Annotated in this window: 8 protein-coding genes; 2 read left to right on the forward strand and 6 right to left on the reverse strand. The window is 43.1% G+C overall.

The window, feature by feature from the left end:
• Positions 1-3: 3 nt before the first annotated feature.
• From AACX33_RS09560 to AACX33_RS09570, 3 genes are all read right to left on the reverse strand, one after another.
• Positions 4-507, reverse strand: coding sequence for a hypothetical protein (locus tag AACX33_RS09560; RefSeq protein WP_193997615.1), 504 nt, complete (start codon positions 505-507; stop codon positions 4-6).
• 95 nt (positions 508-602) lie between these two features.
• A complete protein-coding gene (locus tag AACX33_RS09565; RefSeq protein WP_193997614.1) occupies positions 603-2774 on the reverse strand; it encodes a pentapeptide repeat-containing protein in 2172 nt (723 codons plus the stop codon).
• A 54-nt stretch (positions 2775-2828) separates the two neighbouring features.
• Positions 2829-3173: a hypothetical protein gene (locus AACX33_RS09570; protein ID WP_193997613.1), complete on the reverse strand. Its 345-nt coding sequence runs from the start codon at positions 3171-3173 to the stop codon at positions 2829-2831.
• Positions 3174-3373: 200 nt separating this feature from the next.
• Between AACX33_RS09570 and AACX33_RS09575 the strand changes: the two genes are divergently transcribed.
• Positions 3374-3835 (forward strand): hypothetical protein, encoded by a 462-nt coding sequence (locus AACX33_RS09575; protein ID WP_193998015.1) that lies wholly within the window; start codon positions 3374-3376, stop codon positions 3833-3835.
• Between the two features lie 21 nt (positions 3836-3856).
• Here the strand turns inward: AACX33_RS09575 and AACX33_RS09580 are convergent, their stop codons facing one another.
• Positions 3857-8077 (reverse strand): PAS domain S-box protein, encoded by a 4221-nt coding sequence (locus tag AACX33_RS09580; RefSeq protein WP_227788998.1) that lies wholly within the window; start codon positions 8075-8077, stop codon positions 3857-3859.
• 1248 nt (positions 8078-9325) lie between these two features.
• Here AACX33_RS09580 and nifV point away from each other — a divergent pair.
• Positions 9326-10468: a homocitrate synthase gene (nifV, locus tag AACX33_RS09585; RefSeq protein WP_193997611.1), complete on the forward strand. Its 1143-nt coding sequence runs from the start codon at positions 9326-9328 to the stop codon at positions 10466-10468.
• On the opposite strand, the gene AACX33_RS09590 is transcribed toward nifV, so the two are convergent.
• Together AACX33_RS09590 and AACX33_RS09595 are read right to left on the reverse strand one after the other, a co-directional pair.
• The gene (locus AACX33_RS09590) at positions 10444-11151 is read right to left on the reverse strand and encodes an actin-binding WH2 domain-containing protein (protein ID WP_193997610.1); all 708 of its coding nucleotides are present in this window, start codon (positions 11149-11151) and stop codon (positions 10444-10446) included. The two genes, nifV and AACX33_RS09590, sit on opposite strands and share 25 nt — an antisense overlap.
• A 37-nt stretch (positions 11152-11188) precedes the next feature.
• Positions 11189-12739 carry an FAD-binding oxidoreductase gene (locus AACX33_RS09595; protein WP_193997609.1) on the reverse strand — a complete coding sequence of 517 codons (1551 nt, stop codon included), beginning with the start codon at positions 12737-12739 and terminating at the stop codon, positions 11189-11191.
• Positions 12740-13106 lie beyond the last annotated feature (367 nt).

The raw sequence follows: 13106 nt of genomic DNA on the forward strand, positions 1-13106 counted from the left end.
ATTTTAAAATCTATAACCCACACCACCTTGCACAGAGACAGCCGCACCACCAGCACCGTCACGGTAAGCATCAAAAGCAATGATGGCGTTACCAAAAATCACAGTCTTACTATTGGGGATAATGTAATCAATTCCTGGCTGTAAAGCAAAACTGATTTTGTTGCCCACAGGAGAAGAACTATCACTATCACCACCAGCCAACACCAAACCAGCGCCCAAGTAGGCATCAGTTTGCCAATTCAGGGGAACATCGTAAGAAACCGTAGGTACAACTGCGGTATTTCTCCCAATTAAAGCTTGAGCGCGGAAAGAAATTGGTGATTCTAGAAGCTTGTAACGGACAGCTACAACACCCCCAACTTGAATTCCATCAGTCAGACCAACAGTTGGCCCTACACCGACATAGCTACCATATGCTACCTGAGCCTGTGCTGGTTGAATAGTAATAGCTACACTCAAGACCGCGCCAGCCGCTAAGACTGGAACCAAATAAGCAAGATGCTTCATTATCGGAAACCTCACACTATCTTGAATGTTATAAGTTCGTTTGAATACTTATATTATCGCTATTACTGATGATTTAGGCGAGAATTTATCTAGGATTAATTACCCCTTCCCAGTCCTACAGACGCACAACTTGAATGGACTCCGCCTTGGGTACAAATGTAAGCTATTTGCCTTTTATCTAAATTTTTGGCTTGAGAAAAATCAACTCCTTCGACCACAGCAGAGATTGAGCCTAAGTCTGGCATTTCGACAAATTGATCTTCGGGATTTTGGGGGACAGGAGCGAAAACTGTGCCTTGAAAATCAGCACCTGCGACATTTGCTCCCCGTAAATCAACAAAGCTCAGGTCAGCATTTTGCAAGTTGGTATTTTCCAACTTCGCCGAACGCAAAACAGCACCAGTCAGTCGAGTAGCGCTGAGATTGGCATTGCTGAGATTAGCCCGGTCTAAATAGGCTCCTGATAAATCTGCGCCTCGCCAATCAGTATTAGTTAAATTGGCATAGGATAAATGTGTGCCGATGGCAATGACGCGACTTAAACGCGCCGCATACAAATTGGCTTCGTTGAATTTGGCATCACCGATGTCAGCCCCAGTTAAGCTGGCTTTCTCTAGGAATGCACCCCGCAAATTGGCTCCTACTAGCTGAGTACTGCTGAGATCAGCTTCGATTAAACGTGCATAGGATAAATTAGCTCTGTTGAGGGTAGCGCGGCTTAAATCGCTACGGTTCATGATCACGCGACTGAGATTTGCATCGGTGAAATTGGCTTGTTTCATTTGAGCTTGGCTCAAATCCGCGATCGCATCATCATAAGTATCCCACCGTCCATCCTCACCAGTTCCCCGAAAAATACTACCTTTAAAACTGCCTTGGTTGAGATTTGCCCCTTTGAAATTGATTCCCGACAAATCAACGTTATCTAACACCAAGTTAAAAAACGAACTTGATGGAGTCCCGCTTTGACCTAATTCAGCGCGACTAAGATCAATCCCTGCCGTTGGAGTGCTGTTGACGCTGAGAATTTTATTGATTGTCTGCTGGTTAATATGTAACGGCTGTGGTCGCAATTCTGACTGTGAAGATGCATTGTTACCCACAGACTTTAATTCACCTGCTAACAACTGATTTTTATTTTTCAATTCCGGGATAGCTGGGAGTCCGACACCTGTTAAAGCTTGTTGAATTGTATTCAGGAGAATGGGGTTAGTTTCTTTAACCAAAAGCTCTGTCAGAAATTGGATCGACTGGGGATCATTGAGACCAGCCATTGCCAGAATTATCGTTTGGCGTTCCTCTGTGCTAGCACCAGAGTTAGGACTCAATTTTTCTACGAGTACCAAAAACTTTTGGCTGTTTATTTGCTTGGTTTCCCGCCGAGTTTGTTGAGTTTGGATATAAACTTGCGTGGCTACTAAAGTTCCCAGGACAGCGATCATACTGGCTACTGCTACCGCAAACAAAGTCCGGCTGGGATTTTGCCGCATCCGTCGCCACAGGGTAGAAGTATTTGTCGTTTCTCCTGTGAGCATCGACATTGAGACAGGGGCTGTTTCCTCCCCGGACTGCTCTATCTGGGATGCATTAGCCGGAACTGAGGATGTCACAGGACGAGTGCCATCTATTGTATACGTACCTGCCAACCAGTCATGGAATGCGCGACGGCCTCGACGTGAGGGTAAGGCTATGCCTTCTCCCAGCACCATCAATACAGCCAAAAATGTGAACAATCCTAAATTGGGAAAAGCAAAACTGTAGCGCCAAAGAATATAGGCGATGGAAACAGGTACAGTCCAGCGACCAATTCCTTCTCGCGCCACAGCTGCGGCTAAACCGGGCGGCTTACCTACCTCGTTCACCACTCGCACACCAAATTTCCGCTTAGGAATAGTACTACCTGTTTTCCCCAGTAAATATAATTGCCACCACGAGAGGCTCACAGGGGCTAACAAGGCAATAATCCACAAAAAATTCGTCGGGGCGGCGACGTTGCGAATACCAGAGCTGACAGGCAAAGCCAAGGGTCGAGCGATCGCTCTTTCTGTGACTACCAAGACTGGGTGAAGTGGAACGCGGTTGAGGTCGCTGCGAGAATTGGCATAGACACCAAGCCCAAAGGGAACTAGCCCACTCACCACCACCAGAGTGATTTCAGTGGCCCATGCAGCCAAACGTCTGGTGTTTAATGGCAATGACTTGGCTTTTTCCGGTTTGTTGGACTGGCTAGATGGACTGGTATTACTCCTCACAATTGGGGTGGCCATTCTATAATTCCTTTGAATTTATTTTTAAGTGGCTTTCGGCGCAGTTAAGATAGACTATTGCTTTTTTTCAAAGCTACCAGATACAAAAAATTTGTACCCAAGATACACGAAGAATGCCAACACTGCCACACTGATCACAGATGCGACTAGTTTCATGACTGCTTGTAGCATGGCAAATCCCACTAGCACCCCCACACCTGCAACTATCACCTTGGTAATACGGTTCAAGTTTTCAAACCAAAGCTGCAATCGCGCTACATGAGATTTCAAGTTGACAAATGCAGACGGCGATTTCTGTCTGTTTTCTGGTGGTTGTCCCACATCTACAGCTTGAGAGTGCATTTGGGCTTCTAAATTTTGGAGGCGACGCTGCAAATCTTCTTCAGGTTGAGGATTCATCTATGTTTTCACCTTGACTCTAATTCACTAGTTCCACAACAAACCTACCAAATCCTGGAAATTATTTTTTAGCGAGTTGCAGATAGAGAAAAGATAAATTTATCCAAATTGATCTGGAACATAGACAGATTCACGTCGTCGATTAGTTTAGACTCTTAAGATCAATATGACTTGAGAAATAGTCGGGAGCAGGGATGATGATGAAGACTCTGAGGCTACTTACAGTTGTTCCCGCAGCTTTGGTAATCAGTTTGGTGCTGAATGAGGCTAATGTGGCTGAAGTCCCACCGCTGCAAATTCAACCAGATTTAAGCTCAGAACCACTGGTTTTAAATGGCACGTCTGGGGGTGCTGTTGCTAGTAGTTGCGGCAACATTGCGAATACACCCAATCACATTATCGAGTTAACCAAGCCAGTGCCTTTCTTACGCTTAACAGTTGACAGTCCTGGACAGCCAACTCTGCTGATTGACGGGCCTGGAGGGCGTTTTTGTGTGCTGGCAGATAATTACTCTGAAAGCCAGCCAGAACTTACTGGTTATTGGCAAGCAGGAATATACACATTACACGTAGGTGATTTATCTGAAGGTCAGTTTAACTATAGCCTCTCAATTTCGCAACAAAATCAGGCACTGACACCTAAAAAAATCTCCAATTTCTAGACTGGCTAAAAAGACGATGAGCTAGTTTTTCCGGAGGATATGGTGCAAGCTATTTAATAAATCTGGCGCTGTGTAGGGCTTGGCAACAACTAGATCAACAGCTGTATGATCGGCATTTGCCAAAGCGATATTAGGGTTAATGCCGCTACAAGCAATGATTTTTACCTGGGGATTCATTTTTTGTAAGGTGCGAATGGTGGTGATTCCATCCATTTCCGGCATCATGATATCCATTAAAACGGCACTGATCTGCTTTTTGTGCTGGGCATAAAGGGCGATCGCTTCAATGCCATTACTAGCGGTGAGGGTTTGATAATTGTATTTTTCCAGGACAATTTGGGCAATCTCCCGAATTTCAGCTTCATCATCCACAAATAAAATTAGTTCTCCCTGTCCGGGAAATATTTCTAAATGATTGATGTCAAGTGATTGGGTGACTTCCACAGCCGGGAAAAACAGTGTAAATTTACTGCCTTGGGCGACTGTGCTAGATACATTCATAAACCCACCGTGGCTTTTGATAATTCCCAGGACAGTTGAAAGCCCCAATCCTGTTCCTTGACCGACTTCTTTTGTGGTGAAAAAAGGATCAAAAATTCTATCTAATATTTCCGGTGGTATGCCTATTCCGGTATCGGCAACAGTCATCACAACATAATGGCCAACTTTAGCATCCAGATTCATGCGGGCATAAGCTTCATCAATCAAGATATTTTGGGTGGAAATGGTGATTGTACCACCTGCTGGCATAGCATCACGGGCATTAACTACGAGGTTCATTAACACTTGATGCAGTTGTGTCGCATCTGCGGACACAGCCCAGAGGTCTTCTGGTATGGTGATGGCAAATTCGATGGATTTGGGAAATGTTTGTGTGGCAATCTGGGTAATTTCCCCAATCAGATGCTTGAGTTTAACTATGGTGCGCTCTCCCTTAAATCCGCGCGCAAATGACAAGACTTGTTTGACTAAATCTGCTCCTCGTTTGGTGTTGCTTTCGATAATTTGTAGTAGTTGGTGATAATGTTCTTTGTCTTGAGAGAATCTCACCTGTAGCAGTTGAGATGCAGCCAAAATAGGTGTTAAAATATTATTCAAGTCGTGAGCAATTCCACCTGCTAGAGTGCCAAGGCTTTCCAATCGTTGGGCGCGGAAAAACTGCTCTTCCAGTTGTTTTTTTTCGGTAATATCCGTGTCCACAGAAAGAATGGATTTCGGTTGTCCGGCTGCATCATACATCAGCGTCCAACGGCTTTCTATGACAATTTCTGAGCCAGATTTTGTAAATTTACGTAACTCACCCTGCCACGAGCCAGATTTAATCACCGCTTTCAGGGCTACTTTCAGTTGCTGCGAATTTTTTCTGTAAAAAAGCTGCTGGGGGTCTTGGCCTATAGCCTCTTCTGCTTGCCAACCATACATCCGTTCTGCACCTTGATTCCAGTAGAGGATTTTGCTTTCAAAATCTCGAACTAAAATCGCATTGGTGGCAATATCCAGTAAGGCTGCTTGCTCGCCAATTTTTTCTTGTGCTTGTTTGCGATCGCTAATGTCAGAAAAAGAAGCGATGACACCATAAGGAACAGGATCATTGTCGTGAAACAAGGGTTGGGAATTAATGGAAATCCAGGTGAGTTGTCCATTGGGCGGATACAGTCCCATGACCACATTCGAGCAGGGTTGGCCTGTACGTAAGGTGACCATTGATGGATGCATTTCACCAGGAAAGGGAGAGCCATCTTCTTTGATTGTCTGCCAGAAGGGATCGTCAGAGATGTGCCTGAGCATTTGGTCACAAGTCCGCCCCAGGATTCTTTCAGCACTGGCATTACAGGCAGCTATATTGCCATTAGCTTCATATACAATGATTCCCTCCTGCATGGCAGCAACGACTGAACGATAACGTTCTTCACTAGCTCGCAGTGCGGCTTCTGCCTGTTTGCGTTCGCCAATGCACCGAGTTGTACCGATCAACCGAATTGGCTCACCCAGTTCGTTACAAAATACTTTACCGTTGCCACTGAGCCACTGAATAGTGCCATCGGGCCAAACAACCCGAAATTCGGTTTGATATTCACTTGTTTCCGCAATACTGCAAGAGATCACCTCAGACAAACCTTTGCGGTCTTCAGGATGAACTAAGTTCAAAAATTCTTCTATGCTTACACCACTAGGACTACTGGGGAAACGATAAAGGAGCGCCATATTGGCAGAGCAGATGACTTGATTCGTGCGGAGATCCCAGTCCCAGGTACCCATTTTAGTGGCTTCCAGGGCTAAAGTTAGTCGCCGCTCACTCTCCCGCAGTGAATCTTCTATCTGCTTGCGCTCGGTGATATCTTCGGCAAACCTGGCAGTATATTCCACCTCTCCTTGTTGATTATAGATGCTAAAACCCCGATCCCAGATCCAGCGGATCGAACCATCAGGGCGGAAAATGCGATATTCTACATCAGCAGACTGATGCTGCATCTGTCGTTTGATTTTTGCCATCAGGCGATCGAGATCATCTGGATGAATTGTTTCTATCCAAGAGTCAGGTTGGTCAGCTAGACTTTGGCAAGAACGATGCCAAATTTTTTCAAAAGCCGGACTAACATACAAGTGCTGGCTTAAATCTGGGGTTGACATCCAAATCACGGCTTGGGTTTGTTCAGCAAAGTTGCGAAATTTTTCCTCACTTTTGTGCAGCGCTGACTCCATCTGCTGGCGCTCGGTGATATCTCTGCCTACCCCCAGCAATTCCACCACTTCTCCGGTTTCATTCTGAATTGCTCCCACCTGCCATTGCACCCAGCGCATACCGTTAACTGTCAACAAAGGTTGCTCATCAGTGAACAAGTCATGGGGTGGGCAGATCAATTTTCTGATATTTTCTGTGACTTGAGGCAAGTTATCTGGATGGAAAAACTGAAAAAACCATTCACCCAGTAACTGGTCTAATTGCTGATCCAACGCTTGGCAAAGTACTTTATTTGCAAAAGTAACTCTTCCCTGCAAATCTACGCGGACAATCAAGTCGGTTTGAGTTTCCACTAACTGGCGATACAGTTGCTCACTTTGCCGCAATGACTCTTCTATCTGCTGGCGTTCGGTGATTTCCTGTTGTAAAAGCTCGTTAGATAAAAGAAGTTCCTGTGTGCGTTCCTCTACCCGGATTTCTAACTCATTGGTGGCTTGGAATAAAGTTTCTTCTGTTTGTTTGCGGGCGCTAATGTCACAAAGCGACCAGCGCCAACCCACTCGCTGACCCTGTGAGTCATAGATGGCCGCTGCTCTGAGACTAGCTGGGAAAGAGAGACTATCCCGTGGCTGGAGGTGAATTTCCCAGTCTTCTATCTGCTGTAATGTCTGGAGTTGGGTGATAAAACTTTGACGGTCTTGTTCAGCAATAAACACAACTAATGATTTGCCCACCAGATCATTCTGTTGTCCACACAGCAAGGTAGCTGCTGCATGGTTAGCTTCTTGAATCACACCTGTGGTATCGCTGACTAAATAACCATGAGAAGCGAACTCAGATAAATCTTGATAACGCTGACGTTCTAATTCGGCGATTTCACGCGCCACCGCCAGTTTTTCTTGCACCGCTTGGAGTTCTGTGAGGGCTTGCTGAAGTTCTTGATTAACTTGCATGACTTCAACTGTTTGTGCGTCAAACCATGTTTTTAAATGATCGTGAGTTTGGCAGTCCTTGAGCTTTGGTGGCTGTACATTTTGCGGATAGATTTCGACAGCGCTCACCGTATTCAGCGCAAAGGTGTTGAGCAAGGTAGTTTCGGTGACCAGCCCGACTAATTGCCCCTGTTGATCTAAAACAGGCAGATGGCAAATTTGATGCTGACGCAATAGTGAGAAAGCTGTAAAGATATCCTGAGAATGGGATGGTGTCAGGCTAATCACTGGCTTCACCATGACTTCAGCCATTTTCACCTGAGATAAATTTCTGCGGCTAGCCGTGATTCTAATTACATCTGTAGTTGTAAAAATACCTAATACGAAGCCTTGCTCTACAACCAAAATACAGGTATTAACCTGACGATTACCTCTCCTGTCAACTAACCGATAATTTGAGTCGGTTGGTGACGAATTCATCCTGGGTTCTTGACTCATCAAGATAATGGCATCGACTACATAACTATCAGGGCTAATCGTTAAAGGAAATTGATCAATAGCATGATATAAATTAGGCGATTCAATTAGCTGATTTTTTAATCTCATAGTTAATTCATCAATTTTCATTATCTGATGGATATCAGAACTACCTAGCGAAAGATATAGCTCGAAACTGCTTGGTTACCGACGGTTATTGACTTAGAAAAGGAGATAAATCAGATTATTGAATATAAATTTGGTGGGATATCAAAAAAATCTTTCCTGGCTATCGCGTCAGTGAGTATACAACTTGGGATATTGAGGAAATTTTTGTAGTTCTCAAACCCATTGTATTGTTGAATGCGGGATAGATGATCTTTTACTTTCAGAGATTACACTAATTAATGCTCTGACCCGGAGGGGGTCAAACCACCCAAGTGCAATATTTAAGCTATCGCCAGCATAAATCATGTAATTTTTCACACATTTATTTCAGTTATCGTCATTTTTGTAAACATTGCTCTCAAAGCATTTCCATATTAGTTACTTAATAAAATATAACTTTAAAAGTTTTAATTAATACAAAAATTTACAAATTGCAATTATTTTTGGGACAGAAAATTTGCAAGAATTCTTGACATTTGAAAATGATCAGAAAAACTAACCTTGGGGCTAAAACTCTACAAGTCCTGAGATGCTTGAATGTACCATTAAGGAACTATTAGTCAGTATAATGATTAATAAATACCCCTATAAACTCAGTGTATTCTGATTGCTGCTGGGGTTGTTTGTATTGTTCAATAGCAGAATTTATCAACCAATGAGAGCCACGGTTGCTAATAGAACATAACCACCAAATGATAATTTTATCTTGTCGCTATTACCTCCACCCAAAGCACCACAAAGACTACCTCCTTCAGCAGATTTACTTCCATTTTCTCCCCGAATTTCTACACTTAAAGACAGATGAACAAGGAAAAAATTTTACCTCACCAGATGAGAAAATGATCTAGCGATTTCCACATTCGTGAGGTATAGCAGGAACAAGAATGAATTAACCGCAGATAGAAGAGGATGGACGATTATTGACCGATATCTGATTTATCTGTGGAGTCAATCCAAAAGACGCTCTCTACGAGACGCTGCGCGAACGCGGACTCGCTAACGCTGCGCTATCTAAAATCTAAAATCTAAAATTGTTTGATCTAATCAAGCTCAGTCGATGCCGCAGGCAGCACAGGCATCTCTGCATTATGCTTTTACCCAGAAAAGAAGAGGGACAGAAAACTGGCTGTACTTTTATTTACTCTATAATCCTGGGACATAATTGTAGTTTTACTTATTTACACAGGAAAAGTTTTGTATATTAAGTATGATAACAGAGGCCTTACGGAAATGAATCAAACTGTGATCAACGACACAACTTTGCGTGATGGGGAACAAGCGGCTGGTGTGGCCTTTAACTTGCAGGAGAAAATAGCGATCGCTCAATTACTGGATGCCATTGGAGTTCATGAATTAGAAGTCGGGATTCCCGCAATGGGTGAAGCCGAACAATACGCGATCGCGACAATTGCTGACTTAGGCTTGCAAGCTGACCTCCTGGGTTGGAACCGCGCCGTAATTTCAGATATTCAAGCTTGTATAGATTGTGGTTTGCAGCGAGTGCATATATCAATTCCTGTCTCTGCGATCCAAATTGCCGTGAAATTTCAGGGAAAATGGCCAGTAGTTTTAGAGAAACTGGGGAATAGTATCAGCTTTGCCCTCGATCATGGGCTGTTTGTTTCCGTAGGCGGAGAAGATTCCTCTAGAGCCGAGTCACAATTCCTCTTGGATGTAGCGCTTTATGCTCAAGAATGTGGTGCATCACGGTTTCGTTTTTGTGACACAGTAGGAGTTCTCGATCCTTTCACTACCTATACACAAGTTAAACAATTGGTGACAGCATTATCCATACCCGTAGAAATGCACACCCACAATGATTTTGGTTTAGCCACTGCGAACACTCTCGCCGGGATCAAGGCTGGTGCTTTATCAGCGAATACAACAGTCAATGGTTTAGGAGAAAGAGCCGGAAATGCCGCTTTAGAAGAAGTCGTGATGGCTCTCAAACGCATCCATAATACTAATTTAGGAATTGATACTTCTCGCTTAGTGGAATTATCCCGACTTGTAGCATCAGCATCAGGGTACGATGTACATCCTGGGAAAGCAATTGTGGGCGACAATAGTTTTGCTCACGAATCAGGTATCCATGCTCATGGTGTACTAAAAAATCCTCATACTTACGAACCCTTTGCCCCGGAAGAGGTAGGCGGGGAAAGGCGTTTGGTTGTGGGTAAGCATTCTGGTAGGCATTTATTGTCTAATGTGCTAGAGCAGCATGGTATTTCTCTGAACCCAGAAGCAACCCAGTCTGTCTTGGATGCAGTGCGACAAGCGTCTGTGGAGAACAAACGTAGTTTAACTACGCAAGAACTTTTGCATTTAGCCCAAGGACAGAAGCATACTCATGAACCGAATCCTAAAAGGTAGCTAATAGCTTGAATAACACTCAGATAAAAATTACCTTCTCTTTCTCGAAACAATTGAAAGGTCGAATCAGGCGCACCAAAAAAAGGTCTGAGAGTCCATCCCAACTGACTGCCTACGAAAGCATAGAGAAGCAGCCAAAATCGTAAGATTTTCTGACGTGTTTTGCTCCCTTGATTATCTTGTTCTAAAACTAAATTCATGGCCTGATATAAAGAAGATATCCCAATAATTCCTGTTATCGTAAAAATTACTACATTTAATAAAATTAAAAATTGGTAATTATTGGTAGTAATTAAGAAAAAAAGTGTAATTGGGGCAAAACTAAATAAGAGTACACTAGTCACGGAAACCGCAGTTAAGACTAGTGTAAAGTGTTGAGTAAAAGTACGTTTGGAACCAAAAATAATATTAGAAAAATACAATGTGGGCAGACAAATTAGCAGTGTAATCAGATAGAGTGCTGGTAGTTTGATAGCGGAAGATAAAGCTTGCATCCAGCTATGGTATGCACCAATAATGCCGCCATAAATCGCCAGAAAAATGGAACTACAAACCAACAAAGAAATAATTTTGCTTGGTAATCTCGCACCTTGGCGAACTTCGTCAAGAAAACCCTGGCGATCGCGCAGGAAGCCAATCAGTACCGTAAAGTATTTTATGCCTAAAGATTTCTGCTCAATCATGTTATTCTCACACATCTAATATTCAAGTTTTTGGCAATCATTCGTCAGAATAGTCAGCACCAGAACCATATTTCCAGGCATCAATTAAACGATGCCAATAATATTGTTGTTCGCTGGGCTGATTCTTTACCCATGTTTCTAGCATGGGACTTAACCGAAACAAGGCAGTGTATATACCTAGATTACTATAATGCCCTATCCAATCAACTAAATTTGTCAAACCTACTTGCGGAATAATTTTGGCCACTAATCCCGGATGAAATAAACCAGTTTTTAACAGTGTTTGTGTCAGTCCCGAAAACTGCACCACATCTTGCAAAAACGGTTTTAAGACTGGTGTCCCCAGTTGTTGCATTTCCTGAAATACCGCCTGGAGTAGTTGGTTAATTTGATCTGGGGCGATTTTCTGATTTATTTCCACACTCATGGCTTTTTGAAACAACCAGGTAACTGTGAGATTTGGTTGATAGGGTTGCAACAGGGCTAAATTTTTGGCAGATAATTGATTGCTTTCTAGTGCTTCATGAATACCAAATGTTAACCGCTTCAGGTGACGTACCATTGCCCCAAAGCCGCCAAAACTCAAGGGAGACTGACTACCACTGCTGTCTCCCACGGTTAAAAGGCGATTCCAAGGGGTTTTGATGGGACTTTGGCGATAGGTAGGAAAGAAGCCAAACAGCGCTCGTTGAAATTGCAATTGGTTTAATTCCACACCCTGGTATTCTGGTAGCAGTCGCAGATATTCTTCAAACAATGCTGCTAAAGTCAAGCGTTGTGGTTCTGCATCCATGTATGTAAATAAGTAAGTAGTTCTGCCATCTTTAGCTGGGAAAGCTTCCCAAAAATACTGACATTGATTTTGCAAAGACGTAAATGATAACAACAAGTCGCCTGAGTTATTTTCCGGAAAACCTTGGGCGCAACTTCCCACGACTAAGCACAAAGCATCTGGTTTTTTGCCTTGGCGGGCTTGGCGGGTGATGGGAGAAAAATGTCCCATTGCGTCGATTAATAATTTAGTTTTATATTGGTGATTGACTATGACTCCTTCTGGATGAACGATCGCATCAGTGAAGGGTGTATTTTCTAACAACTTTCCCCCAACCGCCAGAAATCGAGTTTTCAAGGTATCTAGGAGATAAACTGGATCTACGCCGATATTTAAGACATCCTCTACCCAGATTTGGGGACTACCTGCAAAACTGACTCGTGCGGGGTTATATTTAGTTGCGATCGCTTGTGCTAATTCTTCAGGACTCAGCAAGTTTAATTCTACAAATACGTCTAATTCTGGGCGAGAAATATTCCACTCTTGTTCTCTCCCCCGTAAAATTCCCCGTTCCATTAAGGCCACCCGCAGCCCCTTCACTGCTAAGGCGCAAGCAATTAAAATCCCTAAAGTTCCACCGCAGACGATCACATCCCAGTCTACAGCGTCTAATGGCTGCTGGCTTTCTGTAACTACCGTGGGGACTGGGGCGGTATTTTCTCTAATGGATGTTAAAAGGCGATCGCCTTGACGCAAACCTCCGAGAACATCGCCTGGTAGTTGGGAGAGAATTTTTTCAGTTAACGATGGGGACATATCCAGTTGATTCCAAGATACTACTAGTATTAATTGTATCTTTGATTTTATATTGGATTTCTCTGACCATTTAGCTGTCAGGTGAATCAAGTGCAGCTTTACAGAAGACATCCACCGCATTTAAATATATCTTTAGATGGATATTGAAAATATTTACTTGTTTTAAATATAAACAACAGATTAAATATTTGTGCCATATATATTTTTTTGATTTAGTTTTTTGTTTGGGGATATTTTTGAAAAATTTTTATGTATTCTAAAAAATATGGTTTTTTGCTCAAAAATTGTGATGCATTGGAAAAATCCAGCCCGGAACCAATTATTGTCCATACCCAAACATCTCTAAGAGATTAAATTTAAAACAGCT

Source organism: Nodularia sp. LEGE 04288 (genome assembly GCF_963896525.1).
Classification (GTDB): Bacteria; Cyanobacteriota; Cyanobacteriia; order Cyanobacteriales; family Nostocaceae; genus Nodularia.

Coding starts and splice junctions, on each gene's coding strand:
- AACX33_RS09595 (WP_193997609.1), bottom strand. CDS start 12,739: ATGTCCCCATCGTTAACTGAAAAAATTCTCTCCCAACTACCAGGCGAT.
- AACX33_RS09570 (WP_193997613.1), bottom strand. CDS start 3,173: ATGAATCCTCAACCTGAAGAAGATTTGCAGCGTCGCCTCCAAAATTTA.
- AACX33_RS09590 (WP_193997610.1), bottom strand. CDS start 11,151: ATGATTGAGCAGAAATCTTTAGGCATAAAATACTTTACGGTACTGATT.
- AACX33_RS09575 (WP_193998015.1), top strand. CDS start 3,374: ATGAAGACTCTGAGGCTACTTACAGTTGTTCCCGCAGCTTTGGTAATC.
- AACX33_RS09580 (WP_227788998.1), bottom strand. CDS start 8,077: ATGAAAATTGATGAATTAACTATGAGATTAAAAAATCAGCTAATTGAA.
- nifV (WP_193997611.1), top strand. CDS start 9,326: ATGAATCAAACTGTGATCAACGACACAACTTTGCGTGATGGGGAACAA.
- AACX33_RS09565 (WP_193997614.1), bottom strand. CDS start 2,774: ATGGCCACCCCAATTGTGAGGAGTAATACCAGTCCATCTAGCCAGTCC.
- AACX33_RS09560 (WP_193997615.1), bottom strand. CDS start 507: ATGAAGCATCTTGCTTATTTGGTTCCAGTCTTAGCGGCTGGCGCGGTC.